This is a genomic window from Micromonospora sp. NPDC005686 (assembly GCF_042871665.1).
GTDB lineage: Bacteria > Actinomycetota > Actinomycetes > Mycobacteriales > Micromonosporaceae > Micromonospora.
Map to the genome: position 1 here is coordinate 42,105 of NZ_JBIAIY010000006.1, position 21,349 is coordinate 63,453.

General features: G+C 73.1%; 21 protein-coding genes. 15 read left to right on the plus strand and 6 right to left on the minus strand.

Annotation, left to right across the window (positions count from 1 at the left end; all coding sequences use genetic code 11):
* Nucleotides 1–82 precede the first annotated feature (82 nt).
* The 4 genes from ACFYON_RS15470 (at nt 83) to ACFYON_RS15485 (ending at nt 5,024) form a co-directional block, all read left to right on the plus strand.
* Complete coding sequence (locus ACFYON_RS15470) at nt 83–1,045, plus strand: ComEA family DNA-binding protein (protein WP_357711184.1); 963 nt, start codon at nt 83–85, stop codon at nt 1,043–1,045.
* A complete protein-coding gene (locus tag ACFYON_RS15475) occupies nt 1,042–3,459 on the plus strand; it encodes a ComEC/Rec2 family competence protein (RefSeq protein ID WP_387320826.1) in 2,418 nt (805 codons plus the stop codon). Before ACFYON_RS15470 ends, ACFYON_RS15475 begins: the two co-directional genes overlap by 4 nt.
* A gap of 120 nt (nt 3,460–3,579) precedes the next feature.
* On the plus strand, nt 3,580–4,560 hold the full coding sequence (gene holA, locus ACFYON_RS15480; protein WP_354873864.1) for a DNA polymerase III subunit delta: 981 nt from the start codon (nt 3,580–3,582) through the stop codon (nt 4,558–4,560).
* On the plus strand, nt 4,557–5,024 hold the full coding sequence (locus ACFYON_RS15485) for a hypothetical protein (RefSeq protein WP_355095683.1): 468 nt from the start codon (nt 4,557–4,559) through the stop codon (nt 5,022–5,024). The genes holA and ACFYON_RS15485 overlap by 4 nt, the downstream gene beginning before the upstream one ends.
* Nucleotides 5,025–5,143: 119 nt before the next feature.
* Here ACFYON_RS15485 and rpsT read toward each other — a convergent pair whose 3' ends face one another.
* Complete coding sequence (gene rpsT, locus ACFYON_RS15490; RefSeq protein ID WP_354873860.1) at nt 5,144–5,410, minus strand: 30S ribosomal protein S20; 267 nt, start codon at nt 5,408–5,410, stop codon at nt 5,144–5,146.
* Nucleotides 5,411–5,596: 186 nt separating this feature from the next.
* On the minus strand, nt 5,597–6,574 hold the full coding sequence (locus ACFYON_RS15495; protein ID WP_387188881.1) for a phosphotransferase family protein: 978 nt from the start codon (nt 6,572–6,574) through the stop codon (nt 5,597–5,599).
* A gap of 70 nt (nt 6,575–6,644) precedes the next feature.
* Here ACFYON_RS15495 and ACFYON_RS15500 point away from each other — a divergent pair, with 70 nt between their 5' ends.
* The 7 genes from ACFYON_RS15500 to ACFYON_RS15530 all read left to right on the plus strand — a co-directional run bounded on the left by ACFYON_RS15500 (nt 6,645) and on the right by ACFYON_RS15530 (nt 13,541).
* Nucleotides 6,645–7,181 carry a DUF4240 domain-containing protein gene (locus ACFYON_RS15500; RefSeq protein ID WP_354873856.1) on the plus strand — a complete coding sequence of 179 codons (537 nt, stop codon included), beginning with the start codon at nt 6,645–6,647 and terminating at the stop codon, nt 7,179–7,181.
* Nucleotides 7,182–7,287: 106 nt separating this feature from the next.
* Entirely contained in the window at nt 7,288–9,165 is a 1,878-nt protein-coding gene (lepA, locus tag ACFYON_RS15505) for a translation elongation factor 4 (protein ID WP_354873854.1), read from the plus strand.
* 222 nt (nt 9,166–9,387) lie between these two features.
* Nucleotides 9,388–9,675: a GlsB/YeaQ/YmgE family stress response membrane protein gene (locus ACFYON_RS15510; RefSeq protein WP_354873852.1), complete on the plus strand. Its 288-nt coding sequence runs from the start codon at nt 9,388–9,390 to the stop codon at nt 9,673–9,675.
* A gap of 253 nt (nt 9,676–9,928) precedes the next feature.
* The gene (locus ACFYON_RS15515) at nt 9,929–10,213 is read left to right on the plus strand and encodes a GlsB/YeaQ/YmgE family stress response membrane protein (RefSeq protein WP_354873850.1); all 285 of its coding nucleotides are present in this window, start codon (nt 9,929–9,931) and stop codon (nt 10,211–10,213) included.
* Nucleotides 10,214–10,435: 222 nt separating this feature from the next.
* On the plus strand, nt 10,436–11,728 hold the full coding sequence (locus tag ACFYON_RS15520) for a sugar ABC transporter substrate-binding protein (protein WP_354873848.1): 1,293 nt from the start codon (nt 10,436–10,438) through the stop codon (nt 11,726–11,728).
* Nucleotides 11,725–12,711: a sugar ABC transporter permease gene (locus ACFYON_RS15525; RefSeq protein ID WP_354873846.1), complete on the plus strand. Its 987-nt coding sequence runs from the start codon at nt 11,725–11,727 to the stop codon at nt 12,709–12,711. The genes ACFYON_RS15520 and ACFYON_RS15525 overlap by 4 nt, the downstream gene beginning before the upstream one ends.
* Complete coding sequence (locus tag ACFYON_RS15530) at nt 12,708–13,541, plus strand: carbohydrate ABC transporter permease (protein WP_128136489.1); 834 nt, start codon at nt 12,708–12,710, stop codon at nt 13,539–13,541. The genes ACFYON_RS15525 and ACFYON_RS15530 overlap by 4 nt, the downstream gene beginning before the upstream one ends.
* A 23-nt stretch (nt 13,542–13,564) precedes the next feature.
* Here ACFYON_RS15530 and ACFYON_RS15535 read toward each other — a convergent pair whose 3' ends face one another.
* Together ACFYON_RS15535 and ACFYON_RS15540 are read right to left on the minus strand one after the other, a co-directional pair.
* On the minus strand, nt 13,565–14,422 hold the full coding sequence (locus ACFYON_RS15535; RefSeq protein WP_354873844.1) for a hypothetical protein: 858 nt from the start codon (nt 14,420–14,422) through the stop codon (nt 13,565–13,567).
* 101 nt (nt 14,423–14,523) lie between these two features.
* The gene (locus tag ACFYON_RS15540) at nt 14,524–15,309 is read right to left on the minus strand and encodes an enoyl-CoA hydratase-related protein (protein ID WP_354873842.1); all 786 of its coding nucleotides are present in this window, start codon (nt 15,307–15,309) and stop codon (nt 14,524–14,526) included.
* Nucleotides 15,310–15,328: 19 nt separating this feature from the next.
* On the opposite strand from ACFYON_RS15540, the gene hemW reads away from it, so the two are divergent.
* Complete coding sequence (hemW, locus tag ACFYON_RS15545) at nt 15,329–16,552, plus strand: radical SAM family heme chaperone HemW (protein ID WP_354873840.1); 1,224 nt, start codon at nt 15,329–15,331, stop codon at nt 16,550–16,552.
* 39 nt (nt 16,553–16,591) lie between these two features.
* On the opposite strand, the gene ACFYON_RS15550 is transcribed toward hemW, so the two are convergent.
* Nucleotides 16,592–17,185 (minus strand): DUF4870 domain-containing protein, encoded by a 594-nt coding sequence (locus tag ACFYON_RS15550; protein WP_355015146.1) that lies wholly within the window; start codon nt 17,183–17,185, stop codon nt 16,592–16,594.
* Between the two features lie 232 nt (nt 17,186–17,417).
* Between ACFYON_RS15550 and hrcA the strand changes: the two genes are divergently transcribed.
* The 3 genes from hrcA to ACFYON_RS15565 all read left to right on the plus strand — a co-directional run bounded on the left by hrcA (nt 17,418) and on the right by ACFYON_RS15565 (nt 20,394).
* Complete coding sequence (gene hrcA, locus ACFYON_RS15555; RefSeq protein WP_354873836.1) at nt 17,418–18,440, plus strand: heat-inducible transcriptional repressor HrcA; 1,023 nt, start codon at nt 17,418–17,420, stop codon at nt 18,438–18,440.
* Between the two features lie 72 nt (nt 18,441–18,512).
* The gene (gene dnaJ / locus ACFYON_RS15560) at nt 18,513–19,658 is read left to right on the plus strand and encodes a molecular chaperone DnaJ (RefSeq protein WP_355015182.1); all 1,146 of its coding nucleotides are present in this window, start codon (nt 18,513–18,515) and stop codon (nt 19,656–19,658) included.
* A gap of 1 nt (nt 19,659) precedes the next feature.
* On the plus strand, nt 19,660–20,394 hold the full coding sequence (locus ACFYON_RS15565; protein ID WP_355015147.1) for a 16S rRNA (uracil(1498)-N(3))-methyltransferase: 735 nt from the start codon (nt 19,660–19,662) through the stop codon (nt 20,392–20,394).
* A 166-nt stretch (nt 20,395–20,560) separates the two neighbouring features.
* Here ACFYON_RS15565 and ACFYON_RS15570 read toward each other — a convergent pair whose 3' ends face one another.
* On the minus strand, nt 20,561–21,322 hold the full coding sequence (locus tag ACFYON_RS15570; protein ID WP_354873832.1) for an SDR family oxidoreductase: 762 nt from the start codon (nt 21,320–21,322) through the stop codon (nt 20,561–20,563).
* Between the last annotated feature and the right edge of the window lie 27 nt (nt 21,323–21,349).

Here is a 21,349-nt window from a genome sequence, read left to right on the forward strand (position 1 = left end):
CCTGTCCACAGCGCCTCCGTCGTCCACAGGCGAGCGTTCACCGGCCGATGCGGGACGGGTGATCGCCGTAGCGTCCCGAGCCGTGCCAGACGACGAGGAGACGACGGTACGGCGGCGGCTCGCCCGGCTGTTCGGGTTCGCGGACGCGGAAGCCGGACCGGTCTTCGAGGGCGGGGCCGGCTCCGGGTCCGCCCTCGGCGGCACCCGACCCGATGTCCGAGCTCGGCTCGGGCGTGCGCCGGACGAGATCGAGCCGGGCTTCGGCCTGCGCCGCGGCTTCCCGGGGCACGACAGGGGGCGGGAGCATCCGTCCGGGACGGAGTCGCCCTCCGGCGAGCCGGACGCCGACGACATCCATGACGCCCCGGCAGCCGGGCGCGGCCTGTCGTCCCGGCTGCCTGGCCCCGGGGCGTTCGATCCCGGTCGCCGGGGCGTGCGCGCGCTCGCGGCGGTGGCGGCAGTGGTGGTCATGGCGGCAGCCGTCTGGGCATGGCGCTCGCGTCCCAGCGCCGAACCCGTCCAGCCGGTCGCGGCGTCCGCCGAGGCGCCGGTGAGCGAAGCGGTTTCCGGGATGCCCGCGCCGGCTGGCTCATCCGGTCAGGTGGTGGTGGCGCTGGCCGGGAAGGTCCGTCGTCCCGGCCTCGTCCGTCTCCCGGCCGGCGCGCGAGTGGCCGACGCGATCGAGGCGGCGGGCGGTGCGCTGCCCGGCGTCGACGTGGCGCTGCTCAATCCCGCCCGCAAGGTCACCGACGGAGAGCTGATCCTGGTCGGCGTCACCGCCCCGCCCGGCCAGGCCGCGCCCGGCCCTGCGGTGGGCGGCGGTGGAGCGCCGGGCGGCCCGGCGGCGCCGGCCGGACCGGTCAACCTGAACACCGCCACCCTGGCCCAGCTCGACGCGCTGCCGGGCGTCGGTCCGGTGCTCGCCCAGCGGATCCTCGACCACCGGGACCGCAACGGCGGGTTCCGGTCCGTGTCCGACCTGCGCCAGGTCGACGGCATCGGCGACGCCCGGTACGAGCAGCTCAAGGAACTGGTGACGGTGTGACAGGCCGACGTGGGCCGCGCCCGGCCCCGGGCGCCACCGACGGGGAGGCGGCGGGCCGCGACGCGCCCGACCTGCGGCTGGCCGGGTTGGCGGTGGCGGCCTGGCTCGCCGCGCTGGCCGGGCTGCACCTCAGCGTCAGCGCGACCGTGTGGGTGGCCGCCGTCGCCGCGGCGCTCGCCCTGCTCGCGGGCCTGCACCTGTGCGGCGTGCTGGGCCGGCCGGGTGCGCCGGCCCGCCGCTACGGCTGGATCGTGGTCGCCGTGCTGCTCGGCGTGCTATGCGGGGCGGCGGCCACCGGCGCTCGCGTCGCGGTCCGTGACGCCGCTCCGGTCCGTGCCCTCATCACCGAACGTGCCCAGGTCACCGCCGAGCTGGTGCTGCGCGACGATCCCCGCCCGGTACGCGGTGCGCCCGGCCGGCAACCGATGCTGCTGGTCCGCGTGGACCTGATCCGGCTCACCGGACCCGACGGCGCGCGCGTCACCGGCCCGGTACGCGCCCTCGTGCTCGCCACCGACCCGGCCTGGCGGCCACTGCTGCCGGGGCAGCGGGTCACCAGCCGGGGACGGCTGTCCGCCCCGCGCGGTGGCGACCTGACCGCCGCCGTGCTCTCCACCACCGGCCCGCCCACGCTGCGCGGCGAGGCGTCCTGGCCGCAACGGGCCGCGGGCGTGCTGCGGACCGGGCTGCAACGGGCCTGCGAGCCGCTGCCCGACGCTCCGGGCGGGCTGCTGCCCGGCCTGGTGGTGGGCGACACCAGCCGGTTGCCGCCGGAGGTGGAGGAGGACTTCCGGGCCACCGGGATGACCCACCTCAACGCCGTGTCCGGCTCCAACGTGGCGATCGTCGTCGGGGCGGTGCTGCTGCTGGCCCGCTGGGCCCGCGCCGGTCCGCGTACCGCCGCCACGCTCTGCGTACTCGCGCTCGTCGGGTTCGTCATCCTGGTGCGGCCCTCGGCGAGCGTGGTGCGTGCCGCCGCGATGGGCGCGATCGGTCTCGCCGCGCTCGCCGCCGGACGGTCCCGATCGGCGCTGCCGGCGCTCGCCACCGCCGTCACCGGGCTGATCCTGTACGACCCGGACCTCGCGGGCGACCCGGGTTTCGCGTTGTCGGTCTGTGCCACCGGGGGACTGCTGCTGCTCGCGCCGGGGTGGCGGGACGCGCTGCGGCGCCGGGGCGTACCGGCTGGGCTGGCCGAGGCACTCGCGGTGCCGGCCGCCGCGCAACTGGCCTGCGGCCCGGTGATCGCCGGGCTGTCCGCGACGGTGAGCCTGGTGGCGGTGCCGGCGAACCTGCTGGCGGTGCCGGCCGTCGCGCCGGCCACCGTGCTCGGCGTGCTGGCGGCGGTGCTGTCGCCGGGGTGGCCGGGCGGCGCGGAGTTCCTGGCCTGGCTGGCGAGCTGGCCGGCGCGCTGGCTGGTGGCGGTCGCCGCACATGGGGCGGACCTGCCCGCCGGGAACCTGCCGTGGGCGGGCGGGGTGGCCGGGGCCCTGCTGCTCGCGGCGGTGAGCGTGGCGCTGCTGCACGCCTTGCGGCAACGCCGGGCGCGGCGACTGATCGCTGTCGTCGCGGTGGCGGTGGTGCTGGGCGCGGTGCCGGTCCGGCTGCTCGCCTCCGGCTGGCCGCCGCGCGGCTGGGTGGTGGTGGCGTGTGCGGTGGGGCAGGGGGACGCCGTGGTGCTGCCGGTCGCCGCCGGCCGGGCCGTCGTGGTCGACGCCGGCCCGGAGCCGTCAGGCGTGGACACCTGCCTGCGCCGCCTTGGCGTACGCGAGGTGCCGCTGCTGGTGGTCAGTCACTTCCACGTCGACCACGTCGGCGGCGTGGCCGGGGTGTTCCGGGGCCGGCGGGTGGGTGCGGTGGTGGGTCCGTCCTGGTCCGAGCCGCCCTACGGCGCCGCCCAGGTACGCGAGGCGGCCCGCCGGGCCGGTGCGCCGCTCGCTGCGGTGCAGGCGGGCTGGCGGTGGCGGGCGGGTGCGGTGGACCTGCTCGCGGTCGGTCCGCCGTATCCGCTGCGGGGCAGCCGGTCCGATCCGAACAACAACTCGCTGGTGCTGGCCGCCACCGTGGGTGGGTTGCGGATCCTGCTCACCGGTGACGCCGAGACGGAGGAACAGCGGGCGATGCTGGAGACGACGCCGGCCACCGGGATCCGGGCCGACGTGCTGAAGGTCGCCCACCACGGGTCGGCGTACCAGGCGCCGGAATTCCTGGCCGCGGTGCGTCCGGCGGTGGCGCTGGTGTGCGTGGGCGTCGACAACGACTACGGGCATCCCAACGCCGGGCTGCTGGACCGGCTGGCCCGGGGCGGCGCCCGGGTGCTGCGTACCGACACCGATGGGGACGTCGCCGCGGTCCGGGCGGGTGGCGGTCTCGTGGTGGTGAGGCGCGGCGCCGAGTCCGGACCGTCACGGTGAACGGGGATCTTGTGGTGGTAGGCGGTAGATCAAGGCAAATGTCTGGATTTGCGCTGTGTGCGGGCTGCGCCGTCACAGTCCCCGATGAGCAGGCCCAGCAGGGTCGGAGGGCGTGCGAGTATGGGCGGCGTGACCCCCGCCGACCTGCCTCCTATTGTGCTCGTCCTCGGCGACGAGGAGCTGCTCGCCACGCGAGCGGTCACCGAAACCGTCGCCCGGGCCCGCGAGGTCGACCCCGACGTGGACGTGCGGGAATACCAGGCCGGCGCCCTCACGGTCGGCGAGATCGCCGAGATGCTCAGCCCGTCGCTGTTCGGCGGTCGCCGGGTGCTCGTGCTCCGCTCCGGCCAGGACGCCCGCAAGGACCTGTCCACCGCGCTGCTGGCGTACGCGAAGAATCCCGACCCGGACGTGCAGCTCGTGGTGCTGCACCTGGGCGCGGCCAAGGGCAAGGCGTTCGCCGACGGCCTGCGTGCGGCGGGCGCCACTGTGGTGCCGGCGGTCAAGCTCAAGGGTGACCGGGAGCGGGCCGCCTTCGTGCGCGACGAGATTCGCCGCATCGGCGGCAAGTGCTCGCCCGACGCGGCCGACGCCCTGGTCGCGGCCGTCGGCAACGACATGCGCGAGCTGGCCGCCGCCTGCTCGCAACTGGTCGCCGACACCGACGGGCGGATCGGCGCCGACACGGTCGCCCGGTACTACCGGGGCCGGGCCGAGGTGACCGGCTTCACCGTCGCCGACGCGACGATGATCGGTGACGTGCCCGGCGCGCTGGAAGCGCTGCGGTGGGCGCTGCACGTCGGCGTCGACCCGGTGCCGATCGCCGACGCGCTGGCCGACGGCGTACGGACCGTGGCCCGGGTCGCCGCCGCCGGCCGGGGCAACGCGTTCCAACTGGCCAAGACGCTCGGCATGCCGGCCTGGAAGATCGAGAAGGCTCAGGTACGCGCCCGGGGCTGGACGCCGGAGGGTCTGGTCGAGGCGATGCGGGTGGCCGCCGAGTGCAACGCGGCGGTGAAGGGCGGCGCCGACGACCGCGCGTACGCGCTGGAGCGGGCCGTGTTCTCGGTGGCGGCGGCCCGGCAGGGCGGCGCCCGGTGACCCGAGCGTGGTCGACGGTGGCCACGGACGAGGAGCGGTACCGTCCGCTCTACGCCCGGGCGCTCGGCCTGCGCTTCATCAACCCGGGCGGGGTGCTCTGTTTCCTCTTCTTCGAGGGCGCGATGGCGCTGGCCGTCCTGCTCGCGCTCGCCGAGCTGGTGAGCTGGTGGGCGGTGGTGGTGCTGCCGATCGCGGTGGCGGCCATGGTCAAGCTCAACGACGTGGTGGCCGAGGTGGTCGTCCGCACCGCGGCGCAGGTGCCCGAGCAGGAGCGGGACCGCTTCCGTCGGCAGATGGAGCCGGTGATCGGGCGGGCCCGGGTGCCCACCAGCGCCCGCGCGCTACCGGGCGCCACGGCGAGCGCCCGGCCAGTGCCGGGGAGCACGACGCCGGTCGCCGACTCCCGGGGCGTCCGCTACCACCATCCGCAACGGTCGACGTTCAACCACCCAGGCGAGCGGTAGCAGCCCGCAGGCAGCACCTCCGCCGAAGACGGCGGCGCGTGATCGGTGGGGATTGCGGACAGCCGGAAGCCCCGTGGGCGCGGTGGCCCCGGGGCTTCCGGTGGGATATGTAGCGCTGGTCAGGCGGAGAACGAGGCGACGCGCTTGGCGATCGCCGACTTCCGGTTGGCCGCCTGGTTGGAGTGAATGACACCCTTGCTGGCAGCCTTGTCCAGCTTGCGGGTGGCCTCACGCATGAGCACGGTGGCCTTCTCGGTGTCGCCCGCCTCGGCAGCCTCGTTGAACTTCCGGATGGCGGTCTTCAGCGACGACTTGACCGACTTGTTACGCAGCCGGCGCTTCTCGTTCTGCCGGTTGCGCTTGATCTGGGACTTGATGTTCGCCACGCGACAGCCTCGTCTTGATAGCTCGGGTTGGTCTGCTTTCGCGCACGACGAGCATGCGTCATCGCCGCGCGAAAAGCCAGGCTACCAGGTCGCCCCCGGGCGAGCCAAAACGCCTCTACCCCGGCCCCGGCCCGGGCCTGGTCACGAGCCCGGCGACGCCCGCCGCGAGCAGGGCGTCGGGCGTGATCACCAGCCCCGGCGCCCGGTCAGCCAGCCGAGCGCCTGCTCCCCACTCCAGCGCTGGTGGGCGCGCAGGTGCGGGGAGCCGTTCGACGGCCCGGCCGCGGCGCCGGTCAGGTAGTAGCCGGCCAGCGCGGCGAGCGTCACGTCCAGCGCGTCGCCGGGCGCTCCCGCCGCCGCCGGGTGGCCGGCGAACGCGGCGTCCGCGTCCAGGCCGCTGGCGTACGCGGTGAGTAGCAGCCCGGCCAGGTCGAACCAGGCGGGCCCGTGGCAGAGCCAGGGCCAGTCGCACAGCCAGGCCCGCCCGTCGGCGTCGATCAGCAGGTTGTCCACCCGCAGGTCGCCGTGGGCCAGCCCAGGGGCCGCGTCGGCGTACAGGGGCAGGCGCGACTCCAGGGCGACCAGCTCGGCCAGCGGCGCGCCGGCGGCCGCCTCGGGCAGCGGCTCGCGCCCGGCGGCCACCTCGCCCCACCAGAGGATGTCGTCGCGGGCCAGGTCCGCGAGGCGGGGGAGCCGGAGCGCGGCCAGCTCCGCGGGCGGGTCGCCGAGCGCGGCGGCCACTTCGGCGTACGTGGCGAGGGCGGCGTCCAGCTCGGCCGGCGCCCAGGGCAGCCGGGGGGTGTGCCCGTCGATCGCCTCGAGCGCGAGCGCGTACCAGCCGGACTCGGTGAGCGCCCAGCGCGGCCGGGGCACCGGCAGCCCGGCCGGGAGCCGGGCCAGGATCGCCGCCTCGTGGGCGTACCAGTCGACCAGGTGCCGCTGCCCGTGCAGCGCCGCCGCCTTGACGAACACGCGCTCCCCGGCGGGGCCGGTCAGCACGGCGGTGAAGCCGTTGGTGAACCCGCCGGCCGCCACCCGTACCGCCGCCGGTGGACCGCCGATCCGGGCGGCCAGCGCGTCGCGCAGCCCGGCCGGCAGGTCGGCCCAGCTTGGCCGGACGGCTGTCGACCCGTACGGGACCGGCGGTAGGGAGATCGCGCGCACCGCACCATGCTGCCGCACCGGCGGCGCGCGGCGAACCGACGCGTCGGTGGGCTCTGCCAGACTGCCTGCCATGAGGACCGACGAGTTCTGGCAGTTGATCGACGAGGCCCGTGCCGGTGCCGGGGGAGAGCCCGACGCGGTGGCCGCCCGGGCGGTCGCGCTGCTGGCCGAGCGTGACCCGGAGGAGATCGTCGGATACGCCCACCACCAGCGGCGGGTGCTCGCGGCTTCCTACAGGGTCGACCTCTGGGGCGCGGCCTACCTGATCAACGGGGGCGCCTCGGACGACGGCTTCGAGTATTTCCGGGGCTGGCTCATGACGCAGGGGCGGGCGGTGTTCGCGGGGACGGTCGGCGACCCGGACTCGCTGGCCGAGCTGCCGCAGGTGCGGGCCGCCGCGCTCAGCGGCGAGGAGTTCGAGTGCGAGCAGATGCTGGCGGTGCCGTGGGACGCGTACCGGAAGGCCACCGCGTCCGACCTGCCGGCCGAGCGTGACCCGGTCCCGGTGCCCGACCTGAACGACTTCTGGGACTTCGACGACGAGGAGGAGGCCCGCCGCCGGCTGCCGAGGCTGGCCGCCCTGTTCGTCGAGCCACCGGTGGAATAGCCGCGGAGTGAAGGGGGAGTCCGGGCGCGTCCCGGACGACGTGGGACCATGGAGAGGGCCGGCGGCGCGCCGGCCCGCTCACGTCAGCCGACCAGAACGGACCGCTGTGCCACCGACGCTCGATCCCGGCGCGAACGCTCCTGGTGCCACCGACCCGGCGCGCATCCGGAACTTCTGCATCATCGCCCACATCGACCACGGGAAGTCGACCCTGGCCGACCGGATGTTGCAGCTCACCGGTGTGGTCGACCCCCGGCAGATGCGCGCGCAGTACCTGGACCGGATGGACATCGAGCGCGAGCGCGGCATCACCATCAAGAGCCAGGCCGTGCGGATGCCGTGGACGATCCGTGAAGGTGACCGGGCCGGCGAGGCCGCCGTGCTCAACATGATCGACACCCCGGGCCACGTGGACTTCACCTACGAGGTGTCCCGGTCGCTGGCCGCCTGCGAGGGCGCGCTCCTGCTCGTCGACGCCGCGCAGGGCATCGAGGCGCAGACGCTTGCCAACCTCTACCTGGCGCTCGAGAACGACCTGCGCATCATCCCGGTGCTCAACAAGATCGACCTGCCGGCCGCCCAGCCGGAGAAGTACGCCGAGGAGCTGGCCCACCTGATCGGCGGGGACCCGGCGGACTGCATCCGGGTCTCCGGCAAGACCGGTGACGGTGTGTCCTACCTGCTCGACGAGATCGTCCGGCAGTTCGTGCCGCCGGTGGGCGACGCCGAGGCCCCGGCCCGCGCGATGATCTTCGACTCGGTGTACGACGTCTACCGGGGCGTCGTCACCTACGTCCGGGTGATCGACGGCCGGATCTCCGCCCGGGACCGGATCAAGATGATGTCCACCGGTGCGGTCCACGAGCTGCTGGAGATCGGCGTCATCTCGCCGGAGATGGTGAAGGCCGACGCGCTCGGCGTCGGCGAGGTGGGCTACCTGATCACCGGCGTGAAGGACGTGCGCCAGTCCCGGGTCGGTGACACCGTCACCATCAACAACAACCCGGCCAAGGAGGCGTTGGGCGGCTACAAGGACCCGAAGCCGATGGTCTACTCGGGCCTCTATCCGATCGACGGCTCGGACTACCCGAACCTGCGCGAGGCGCTGGACAAGCTCAAGCTCAACGACGCGGCGCTCGTCTATGAGCCGGAGACCTCCGGAGCGCTGGGCTTCGGCTTCCGCTGCGGCTTCCTCGGCCTGCTGCACCTGGAGATCATCCGGGAGCGGCTGGAGCGGGAGTTCAACCTCGACCTCATCTCCACCGCGCCGAACGTGGTCTACCGGGCCATCCAGGAGGACGGCGAGGAGATCGTGGTCACCAACCCGAGCGAGTACCCGACCGGCAAGATCGCCGAGGTGTACGAGCCGACGGTGCGGGCCACGGTGCTGACCCCGAACGACTACGTCGGCGCGGTGATGGAGCTGTGCCAGGGCCGCCGGGGCAGCCTGCTCGGCATGGACTACCTCTCCGCCGACCGGGTGGAGCTGCGCTACACGCTGCCGCTGGCCGAGATCATCTTCGACTTCTTCGACCAGCTCAAGAGCCGCACCAAGGGCTACGCCTCGCTGGACTACGAGCCCTCCGGCGAGCAGGCGTCCGACCTGGTGAAGGTGGACATCCTGCTGCACGGCGAGCCGGTCGACGCGTTCAGCGCGATCGTGCACAAGGACAAGGCGTACACGTACGGGACGACGATCGCGGCGAAGCTGCGCACGCTCATCCCGCGCCAGCAGTTCGAGGTGCCGATCCAGGCCGCCATCGGCAGCCGGGTGATCGCCCGGGAGACCATCCGCGCGATCCGCAAGGACGTGCTCGCCAAGTGCTACGGCGGTGACATCAGCCGCAAGCGCAAGCTGCTGGAGAAGCAGAAGGAGGGCAAGAAGCGGATGAAGATGGTGGGCCGGGTGGAGGTTCCCCAGGAGGCGTTCATCGCGGCGCTGTCGTCCGACTCCGGCGACGGCAAGCCCGCCGGCAAGAAGTAGCAGCCAGGCTCCACGTCCCCGGCCGGCGTCCTCCTCGGAGGCGCCGGCCGGTCGCGTACCCAGGAGTTTTTCAGCTTGTGGCAGCGCTCCCACCTGCGGTTTCGGCCCGGCCGGGGGAGCGGCGGTCGATGCCGTCGGTTTCGGTTTTCGATGCGTCGGGCACTAACCGGGGCACGACAGCAAACGCACAGAACGTGCGAAATCGCTTTAGGAGGACCGACCGTGGAGTTGACCGTCTGGGGCATCATCACCGCGCTGGTCGTGGGTCTGATCGTCGGCGCGCTGGGCCGGCTGGTCGTGCCGGGCCGGCAGAACATGCCGATGTGGCTGCACATGGTGATCGGCGTCGGCGCGGCGCTGCTGGGCACCGTCCTGGCCCGCGCGCTCGGCATCGCCACGCAGACCAGCGGCATCGACTGGGCCGAGCTGGCCGTGCAGGTCGTGCTCGCCGCCATCGGTGTGGCGCTGGTGGCCGGCGTCGGCCGCCGCCGCAGCGTCTCGCATCACTGATCCACGCACCACGCGCCTCGACGGGCGCCCGGCCGTATCGGCCGGGCGCCCGTCGGCGTATTCGGCGCATTGAACCCTGTCGGTGCGCCGGGTGCGCCCACCGCGCCGGGTTTCGGGGAGAAGCAGCAGGTCAGGGTACGTCTGAACAATTCGTCATCGGAGCCGGTTTGGATTTCGGGGCGGTCGGGAACTTAGCGATCACGACAGTAAACACACGAGAACGTGTGACCGGATCTTAAGGAGGAGGGCGACCATGGAGCTCACCGTTTGGGGCATCATCACCGCGCTGGTCGTGGGTCTGATCGTCGGCGCGCTGGGCCGGCTGGTCGTGCCGGGCCGGCAGAACATGCCCATCTGGCTGCACATGCTGATCGGCGTCGGCGCCGCGCTTCTGGGCACGATCGTCGCCCGGGCCTCCGGCTTCGCCAACACCGCCGGCATCGACTGGCGCGAGCTGATGCTGCAGGTGCTCTTCGCCGCGATCGGCGTGGCCCTGGTGGCCGGCGTCGGCCGTCGCCGCAGCGTCTCGCGCTACTGACCCCGCACCACGCGCCTCGACGGGCGCCCGGCCTCACCGGCCGGGCGCCCGTCGGCATGTGTGGGCTCCGAACAGCCCGGCCGGCATCGATGCCGACCGGGCTCCGGCTGCGATACGGTCCCCTGTGCCCTCCGTCACGCACACCCCCTGTTGTAAAGGAAATTTTCCTACTAAGGTGCGGCGGAGAAGGTTAGTGCCAAACGGCCCTGAGGGAGATATGGCGTGAACAGGTGGAAGCGGCTGGCTCCGGTCACCGCCATCGTGGCGTCGGCCGCGTTGGTGCTGACCGCGTGCGGTGGCTCCGGCGACGACGACAGCGCCGCCGACAACAGCAAGCTCACTGTGTGGATGATGGGTGAGGGCGGCGACGCCCAGACCACGTTCCTCGACGGCGTCGAGGCGGAATTCAAGAAGAAGCACCCCGAGACCGACGTCGTGGTGCAGTACATTCCCTGGCTCGAGGCGCCGAAGAAGTTCCAGGCTGCGCTCGCCGGTGGTGAGGGCCCGGACGTCACCGAGCTGGGCAACACCGAGACCCAGGGCTGGGCCGCGCAGGAGGCCCTGGCCGACGTCTCGGACAAGTTCGGCGGTTGGTCCGAGGGCAAGGACATCCTGCCCGACCTGGTCAAGAACGCCCAGCTCGACGGCAAGCAGTACGGCGTGCCGTGGTACGCCGGCGTGCGTGCCGTCTACTACCGCACCGACTGGTTCGCCGAGGCCGGCGTCAAGCCGCCGACGAACTGGGAGGAGATGGTCGCGGCCGCGAAGGCGGTCCAGGCCAAGAAGCCCGGCACCTACGGCATCGCCCTGCCCGGCAACTCCGAGCTGCCGTTCTACTCCTTCCTCTGGGGTGCCGGCGGGGAGATCGCCACCAAGGAGGGCGACACCTGGAAGTCCGGCTACAACACCCCCGAGGCGCAGAAGGCGGTCAAGTTCTGGACCGACCTGGTGACCGTGCACAAGGTCGCCCCGCCGGCCGCCGCCGGGTGGAACGAGGTCGACGCCCGTACCCAGTTCGCCACCGGCAAGGCCGCCATGGCGTTCGCCGGTAGCTGGCAGGGCGGCGCGATGAAGAAGGACAACCCCGACATCGAGAAGGTGTGGGGCACGTTCCCGATCCCCGGTCCGGACGGCAAGGCCGCCCCGGCGTTCGCCGGCGGCTCCGACATCGCCATCTGGAAGGACAGCAAGCGGGCGGCGCTTGCCTGGGACTACATGACCGTGCTGCTGAGCAAGCAGAAGGACAAGGAGTTCGCGAGCAGCCTCGGCTTCTTCCCGGTCTACCAGGACCTGGTCAGCAGCGGCGACTACGCCAACGACAAGGTGATGGCCGCGTTCGCCACCGCCATCCAGAACACCAAGCTGACCCCGCTCACCCCGAAGTGGGTCGAGGTCAGCCGGACCAAGACGGTGACCCAGGCGATGAACAGCTCGGTCATCAAGGGGCAGAAGACGGTCGAGAAGGCCACCGCCGACGCGGCCACCGAGATGGAAAGCATCCTCAACGCCAAGTGACCACGCTGACCGAGGTCACCGGTGAGGCCGCCGCGCGGGAGACCCCCGCGCGGCGGCGCCGCCGCCGGGTGGACCACCTTCCGTACCTGCTGCTCCTGCCCTGCCTGGCGATCATCGCCGTGCTGCTGCTCTGGCCGCTCGGCCAGGTCGTGTGGATGTCCTTCCACAAGCTGGACAGCGTCCGGCAGCTGCGCGGCGACCGCGAGTGGCCGTGGGTCGGCCTGGCCAACTACGCGCAGATCCTCGGCGACCCGTTCTTCCGTACGGTGCTGCGCAACACAGTGCTGTTCGCGCTCGCCAACGTGGCGCTCACGATGATCCTCGGCACCCTGGTCGGGCTGCTGCTCAACCGCCTGGGCAAGAAGATGGCCACGTTCGTGGCGAGCTGCGTGATGCTCGCCTGGGCCACCCCGGCGCTGACCGGCACGATCGTCTGGAAGTGGATCTTCGACGACACCAGCGGCCTGGTCACCTGGCTGTTCAACAAGCTCCCCGACGGGCTCTCCACCGCCCTGTTCGGGCGTAGCGACTGGACCGGGTACGGCTGGTTCAACGACCCGCTGCTGTTCTTCGCCATCCTGACGCTCGTGGTGGTCTGGCACTCGTTCCCGTTCATCGCGGTGAGCGTGCTGGCCGGGCTCAAGAGCGTGCCGACGGAGTTGCAGGAGGCGGCCCGGGTCGACGGCGCCGGGCCGTGGAAGGTGTTCTGGTCGGTGACGTTCCCGGTCCTACGGCCGGTCTTCGGCATCCTCGTGGTGCTCTCCACGATCTGGGACTTCAAGGTCTTCACCCAGCAGTTCGTGCTGGCCGGCGGCACCCAGGACCGGTCGACGTTCATGCTGTCGATCTACTCGTACGCGGAGGCGTTCTCGCCACCGCCCAAGTACGGCCTCGGCTCGGCCATCGCGGTCATCCTCACCGTGATCCTGCTCGTGGTGACCGCCCTGTACGTCCGCATGGTGCTGCGGCAGGAGGACGAATGACGAAGAAGATCGCCCTCAACGGCGCCGGCCTGCTGGTCGCGCTCTTCGCCGCGTTCCCGGTCTACTGGATGGTGGCGACCTCGCTGAAGCCCAACCGGGAGATCTTCTCGTCCACCCCCCGCCCGGTGCCGGCGGAGCCGACGCTGGAGCACTACCGGGAGATCCTCACCGGCAACCTGATCCCGGGCGTGACGTTCGCCGACTTCTTCCTCAACAGCGCGCTCGTCGCGCTGGCGACGGTGCTGCTGAGCGGGCTGGTCGCGCTGCTCGCCGCGACCGCCGTGGCCCGGTTCCGGTTCAAGCTGCGCACCACGTTCCTGATCATGCTGCTGGTGGTGCAGATGATCCCGCTGGAGGCGCTTGTCATCCCGCTGTTCCTGATGATCCAGCGGCTCGGCCTCTACAACACGCTGCCCAGCCTGATCCTCACGTACCTCGGCTTCTCGCTGCCGTTCGCGGTCTGGATGCTGCGCGGCTTCGTCGCGGCGGTGCCGAAGGAACTGGAGGAGGCCGCCGCCATCGACGGGGCCAGCCGGGCCCAGACGTTCCGCAAGGTGCTGTTCCCGCTCGTCGCGCCCGGCCTGGTCGCCACCAGCATCTTCTCGTTCATCACCGCCTGGAACGAGCTGATCTTCGCGTTGACCTTCATCAACGACCAGCAGAAGTACACGCTGCCGGTGGCCATGACGTTCTTCTTCGGCCGCGACGACACCGCCTGGGGCTCGGTGATGGCCGCGTCCACGCTGTTCACCCTGCCGGTGATCGTGTTCTTCCTGCTGGTGCAGCGCCGGATGGTCTCCGGCCTGGTCGCCGGAGCGGTAAAGGGCTGAGCGCCGGGGCGATCCGGCGCCGGTCAGGCGGCGAACACCTCGGCGCGCACCTCGGTGGCGGGGTCGCCCTTCACCCGGGCCCAGGAGCCCTGCTCGGCGGTCCATTCCAGGTTGCCGAAGCGGACCTTCTTCACGCCGTGGTCGTCGGCGTGCGAGACCAGCCAGTGCGCGTACCGCCAGCCGTTGCGATCGTCACCGGCCGGCACGGTGAGCGCGGTCAGGTCCGTCGCCGTGGGCAGCTGTGGCAGCCCCCAGTCCAGTGACAGGCTCTCCAGCACGGCGCTGGCGGCGGCCGGGCCGCGCATCGTCGGCGGTGAGGAGACGGTGCAGGCCACCGCGCCGGTCGCGTGGCCGAGCAGCGCCCGGGTGAGGACCTCCGACTCGTCCGACCACTTCTCGTACGCCTCGGGGAACGCCGACCGCTGCACCCGCTGGGCGGCGTCGGTGACCCGCATCCGCTCCCAGCCCTTGACCTTCTTCAGCGCGGCGTAGAACTTGTTCGCCGCGTACCGCGGGTCTTGGATCTCCTCCGGGGTGCCCCAGCCCTGGCTCGGGCGCTGCTGGAACAGGCCGAGCGAGTCGCGGTCGCCGTGCGCGATGTTGCGCAGGTGCGACTCCTGGTACGCCGTCGCCAGCGCCACCACCACCGCCCGCTCGGGCATCCGGCGCTGCATCCCGATGGCCGCGATCGTCGCCGCGTTCGCCATCTGGTCGGCGCCGAGCACCACCTCGCCGTCCGCCCTCACGGTGCAGGTCCGGCTGGCCAGCGGCAGCCGCAGGTGCTCACCGAACTGCTTGGTCACGACATAGACCGCGAGCAGTGCCAGCACGCACACCGCCACACCGGCCGCCACGATCGCCCCTCGCGTCCGCACCCGCACCCCCTGTCCCGACAGTCCGACAAGCGTACGTCCCTCCGCCGGCGCGGGCCTCGGCCGACCGGCGGGCCCCAAGATCGCTCATGTGGGGCCCGCCGCACAGCTCAGTCGCCGGCGGGCACCCAGGCGGCGGGACGCTTCTCCCGGAACGCCATCACGCCCTCGCGCCCTTCGTCGGAGAGGAAGTACCCGGTGGAGAGCGCGGCCAACTCGGCGATCTCGGCCCGCAGGTCGGGCCCGGCGGGCCGGCGCAGCAGCTCCTTCGCCCCGGCCAGCGCCCCCGGGGCGCCCTTGACGAGCGAGTCGCAGTAGCGGCCGACGGCGGCGTCCAGCTCGCCGGCCGGCACCGCGGCGGTGACCAGGCCGATCTCGGCGGCGCGGCGGCCGTCGAACGTGTCGCCGGTCAGGTACAGCTCGGCGGCCGCCCGCTGGCCCAGCCGGGGCAGCACGGTCGCCGAGATCACCGCCGGGATCACCCCGATCCGCACCTCGGTGAACGCGAACGTCGCCTCCTGCGCGCAGACCGCCAGGTCGGCGGCGGCGATCAGGCCCAGCCCACCGGCCCGGGCCGGCCCGGCCACCTTCGCCACCACCGGCTTCGGGCATTCCCGTACCGCCACCAGCACGTCGCCGAGCATCCCGGCGGGCACGGTGCCGCTGGCGTACGCGGCGGCGGTCTCCTTCAGGTCGGCGCCGGAGCAGAAGACCGGGCCGGTGTGGTCGAGCACGATCGCGCGTACCGCGTCGTCGGCGACCGCGTCGGCCAGCCCGGCCAGCAGCTGGGTCATCAGGGGTGTGGAGAGCGCGTTGCGGTTGTGCGGGCTGTCCAGGGTGAGGGTGGTCACCCCACGGGTCGTGGCGACTCGCACGAGAGCGTCCGGAGAGGTCATGCCGGGCAGACTAGTGGCCATGCCCGGCGTCCTTCCAGAAGGCGAACCCGTCCCGCGCGACGGATCGCTGCCCGCCACCGCCCGTCGCGCCGTCGGCGCGCGCGGCTTCGGCGTGTACGTCCACGTCCCGTTCTGCGCCTCCCGGTGCGGTTACTGCGACTTCAACACGTACACCGCCTCGGAGCTGGGCGGCGGGGCGAGCCGGGAGACGTACGCCGACTCCGTGCTGGCCGAGCTGGCGCTGGCCGCCCGGGTGCTGGGCGACTCGCCGCCGCAGCGGGTGGACACCGTCTTCGTCGGCGGCGGCACGCCCACCCTGCTGCCCGCCGACGACCTGGCCCGGATCCTCGACGGCATCGACCGCGTCTGGGGGCTGGCCGCCGACGCCGAGGTGACCACCGAGGCCAACCCCGAGTCGGTGAGCCCGGAGTCGCTCAAGACGCTGCGGGCCGCCGGCTACACCCGGATCTCGCTGGGCATGCAGTCCGCCGCGCCGGGCGTGCTCGCGGTGCTCGACCGGCGGCACAGCGCGGGCCGGGCCACCGCAGCCGCCCTGGAGGCCCGCGACGCCGGGTTCGAGCACGTGAACCTGGACCTGATCTACGGCACGCCGGGGGAGACGGCGGAGGACTTCGCCGCCTCGCTGGCCCAGGTGGTCGACGCCGGGGTGGACCACGTCAGCGCGTACGCCCTGATCGTGGAGGACGGCACCCGGCTGGCCGCGCGGATGCGCCGGGGCGAGCTGCCGTACCCCTCCGACGACGTGGCGGCGGACCGCTACCTGGCCGCGGAGGACGCGCTCGGCGCGGCCGGGTTCTCCTGGTACGAGGTGTCGAACTGGGCCCGCTCGGCGACGGCGGCGTGCCGGCACAACCTGCTCTACTGGACCGGCGCCGACTGGTGGGGCCTGGGCCCGGGGGCGCACAGCCACGTCGGCGGCGTGCGCTGGTGGAACGTCAAGCACCCGAGCGCGTACGCGGCGCGGCTGGCCGAGGGCGCCTCACCCGCGCTGGCCCGGGAACTGCTCACCCCGGACGAACAGCACATGGAGGACGTGATGCTGCGGGTGCGGCTCGCCTCCGGCCTGCCGCTGGACGTGCTGGACGAGCCCGGCCGGGCGGGCGCCGAGCGGGCCCGGGACGCCGGGCTGCTCGACGCCGGGGCGTACGCGCGAGGGCTGGTGGTGCTGACGCTGCGCGGACGGCTGCTGGCCGACGCGGTGGTACGTGACCTGCTGCCGTGACCGGCACCGGCCGGCCGCCCCCTCGGCCGGCCGGCGGTGTCACTTGATGAAGTTGAAGGTCATCGGGTAGCGGTAGAGCACGCCCTCGTTGGCCTTGACCCCACCGATGATCCCGAAGATCAGCGGCACCAGCCAGACCAGCATCGGGACGAAGAACAGGATCCCGCAGGTGACGACCGTGATCACCCAGGCGAGCACGCTGGCGATGGTCCAGGTGATCTGGAAGTTGAGCGCCGAGACCGCGTGGGCGCGGACGGTCGGCGACTGCTGGCCGCGGACCATCATCGCGATCAGCGGGGCGACCCAGCCGAGCAGGCCGCCGCCGACGATGACGCCGGCCGCGCCGCCGAAGTGCGCCACCAGGGCCCACGTCTTCTCGTCGCTGTTGGCGTACGCGGCGGGGCCGTACCCGGCACCGGCCGGGTAGCCGGTGTCGTAGCCGGGCGAGCCGCCCGGCGGGGGGTAGCCGCCCGGAGGCGGATAGTCGCCGGGCGGGGGATAGCCGCCGGCACCCGGAGCCCCGGACAGTGGGGCGGTGGGCGGTTCGCTGCCCGGCGACGAGCCGTACGGCGCCGACGGGTCGGGTTGGGGTCCGTAGTCCCCTGCCCCCGGAGGGCGAGGAGGTTCAGTCATGGTCGCCACGGTAGGTGCACGGGTCAACTCGCACCAGAGCGACACAGACCGACGATGACCGGCCGTTCGGGCCGATCGGGCGGAGCCGGGTGACGGGCCGCACCGCAGGTCCGTCAGACGATCGTCGCGTCTGCGGGGGTGCCGACGTAGACTGGCACTCGCTACAGTCGAGTGCCAGCCGCCCGGCGGATGCCGCGTGCCGGCCCGACCGAGGTGCGTCAGGAGGTGGGACATGGGTCTCGACGACCGCAAACTCGCCGTGCTGCGCGCGATCGTCGAGGACTACGTCGCCACGCAGGAGCCGGTGGGCAGCAAGGCCCTGGTCGAGCGGCACCAGCTCGGCGTCTCGCCGGCCACCGTGCGTAACGACATGGCGGTGCTGGAGGAGGAGGGCTACATCCGGCAGCCGCACACCAGCGCCGGCCGGGTGCCCACCGACCGCGGCTACCGTCTCTTCGTCGACCGGCTCTCCCGGGTGAAGCCGCTGAGCCCGGCCGAGCGCCGGGCGATCGAGCGCTTCCTCGTCGGCGCCGTCGACCTGGACGACGTGGTGCACCGCACGGTCCGGCTGCTCGCGCAGCTCACCCGGCAGGTCGCCGTGGTGCAGTATCCGAGCCTGGCCCGCTCCAAGGTGCGCCACCTGGAGCTGGTGCCGATCTCCACCACCCGGCTGATGGTCGTCATGATCGCCGACACCGGCCGGGTCGAGCAGCGGCTGGTCGAGCTGCCCGCCCCCGTGCCCGCCGACGACGTGACCGACCTGCGCAAGCTGGTGAACGAGAAGCTGGTGGGCAGCCAGCTCGCCGAGACGCCGCCGCTGGTGCAGGCGCTCGTCGAGGAGTCCGCGCCGCATCTGCGCCCGGCCATGACCACGCTCTCCACAGTGCTGTTGGAAACCCTCGTGGAACGGCACGAGGAACGCCTCGCGCTGGCCGGGCAGGCCAACCTCACCCGGGGTGGCCTGCTCGACTTCCAGGGCTCGCTGCGGCCCATCCTGGAGGCGCTCGAAGAAGAGGTAGTGCTGCTCAAGCTGATCGGCGAGACGGAGCCGAGCACCACCCGGGTGCTCATCGGCGACGAGAACGAATTCGACAACCTGCGGGCCGCCTCGGTGGTCAGCACCGGCTACGGACCGGGCAGCACGATCGTCGGTGGGCTCGGCGTGCTCGGGCCGACCCGGATGGACTACCCCGGCAATATCGCCATGGTCCGGGCCGTGGCACGCTACGTGGGCGAACTGCTGGCCCAGAACTGACAGTCAGGGCCGACGGCCGGTTCCGGCCGACGACCGGAGCGACGCGAGACGAACATGAGGACACCTAACGCAGTGGCCAGGGACTACTACGGCATTCTCGGCGTGAGCCGGGACGCCTCCGACGACGAGATCAAGCGTGCCTACCGCAAGCTGGCGCGGCAGTTCCACCCGGACGTCAACCCGGACCCGGAGGCCCAGGAGAAGTTCAAGGACATCAACGCCGCGTACGAGGTCCTCTCGGACGACCGGAAGCGGCAGATCGTCGACCTGGGCGGCGACCCGCTCGCCCCGGGCGGCGGTGGCATGGGCGGCCCGGGCGGGCCCGGCGGAGCCGGTCCGTTCGTCGGCTTCCAGGACATCATGGACGCGTTCTTCGGCGGCGCCGCGGGCGGCAGCCGGGGGCCCCGGCCCCGTACCCGCCCCGGCGCGGACGCGATCCTGCGCCTGGAACTGGACCTCAACGAGACCGCGTTCGGCGTTGAGGCGCCGATCACCGTCGACACCGCTGTGCTCTGCACCACCTGCTCCGGCGCCGGCACCGCCGCCGGCACCCACCTGGCCACCTGCGAGGCGTGCGGTGGCCGCGGCGAGGTGCAGTCGGTGCAGCGGACCTTCCTCGGCCAGGTGGTCTCCGCCCGGCCGTGCACCGTCTGCCAGGGCTACGGGACCACCATCCCGCACCCCTGTCCGACCTGCGCCGGTGACGGCCGGGCGCGTACCCGCCGCTCGCTGACCGTCAAGATCCCGGCCGGGGTCGAGGACGGCATGCGGATCCGCCTGGCCCAGCAGGGCGAGGTCGGCCCGGGTGGCGGCACTGCCGGTGACCTCTACGTCGAGATCCACGAGCGGCCGCACGACGTCTACTCCCGCAAGGGCGACGACCTGCACTGCCGGGTCACCGTCCCGATGACCGCCGCCGCGCTCGGCACCCGGCTGACCATCAAGACGCTGGACAGCGAGGAGACGGTCGACGTCAAGCCGGGCACCCAGCCCGGCAGCACGCTGCGGCTGCGCGCCCGGGGCGTACCGCACCTGCGCGGCACCGGCCGGGGTGACCTCTACGTGCACCTGGACGTGCGTACCCCGACCAAGCTGGACGCCGACCAGGAGCGGATGCTGCGCGACTTCGCCAAGACGCGCGGCGAGGAGGTCGCCGAGCTGACCAAGCAGGGCGGCTTCTTCTCCCGGATGCGCGACGCCTTCAACGGGCACGCCTGAGGTGTCCGCGCCGCTGTTCCTGGTCGAGGCGCTGCCCACCGGTGACACGCTGACGCTGGACGGCCCGGAGGGCCACCACGCGGCCACCGTGCAGCGGCTGCGCGTCGGCGAGGAACTGCTGCTCGCCGACGGCCGGGGCGGCACCGCCGCCGCGGTGGTCACCGCCGTCGGCCGCGGCACGCTCGACCTGCGGGTCACCAGCCGGGGGTACGCGGACGCGACGGTGCCCCGCCTGGTCGTGGTGCAGGGCATCGCCAAGGGCGACCGGGGTGAACTCGCCGTGCAGGCGATGACCGAGGTCGGGGTCGACGAGATCGTGCCCTGGGCGGCCTCCCGCTCGGTCGCGCAGTGGCGCGGCGAGCGGGGCGAACGGGCCCGGCAGAAGTGGGTGGCCACCGCCCGGGAGGCGGCCAAGCAGGCCCGCCGCCCGTGGCTGCCGGTGGTGGCGGGCGCACCTGACGAGTCCACCGCCTCGGTGGCCCGCCGGATCGCCGGTGCGGCCGGCGCGTTCGTGCTGCACGAGGGCGCCCAGGACCGGCTGACCACAGTCGACCTGCCGGCGGCCGGCGAGATCGTGCTCGTGGTAGGCCCGGAGGGCGGCATCGCCGACCACGAGCTGGCCACCTTCGCCGACGCGGGCGCCCGCCCGGTCCGCCTGGGCCCGACGGTCCTGCGCACGTCCACGGCAGGCGTGGCAGCCCTGACAGTCCTGGCCACCCGCCTGACCCACTGGTAACCCGCCCGCCCGGCTGTCTTGCCCGCCGCGCCCGCGCGCCCTGCCCTGCGCGCCGATCTTGCAGTTGCGGCCCCTGCTATGTCCCGTTAGGGCGTTTTGGTAGGGCCAAAACTGCAAGATCGCGGAGCCGGGGGGCGGGTTGACGGCGGCGAGGGCCGGGGGCGGGTCAGGAGCGGAGGTAGGAGGCGCCGTTCAGGTCGATGATGGTGCCGGCGGCCCACTCGGCCTCGGGGCTGGCCAGCCAGTGCACCGCCGCGGCGATCTCCTCGGGCCGGGCGACCCGGTGGAACGGCGACTGGGCGCGCACCGCCTCGCCCCGCTCGGCCTTCAGGTGCTCGTTCGTCATGTCGGTCTCGACGAAGCCGGGCGCCACGCAGGCCACCCCGATGCCGTACGGCGCCAGCGCCACCGCCAGTGACTGGGCCATCGCGTTCATCCCGGCCTTGCTGGCCCCGTACGCCGGGTTGGCCGGCTCGCCCCGGAACGCGCCCCGGGACGAGACGTTGACGATCCGGCCCCCGCGTTCGCGCATGTGCTGCGCGGCGCACCAGGCGGCGTTCGCGGCGCCGACCAGGTTGGTGTCGAGCACCTCCCGCCACCGCGCCCGCCACTGCTCGTAGCTGCTCTCGAAGACCGGGTGCGGGGGATCGGCCGGCCCGAACACGCCGGCGTTGTTCACCAGCACGTCGAGACCACCGAGCCGCTGTGCCGCCTCGTCCACCATGGCGCGTACCGCGTCGGGGTCGGCCAGGTCGGCGCGGACCACGACGTGCCCGTCGCCGGGCAGTTCGGCGCGCAGCCGCTCGGCCAGCTCGGCCGAGTCCCGGTGGTGGATCGCCACCCGGTCCCCGCTCGCGGCGAACGCCCGCGCCACGGCCCGCCCGATGCCCCGTGAGGCGCCCGTCACCAGCGCCGCCCGTCCCGTCATGGCGGCCATCCTGCCGCACCGGGCCGG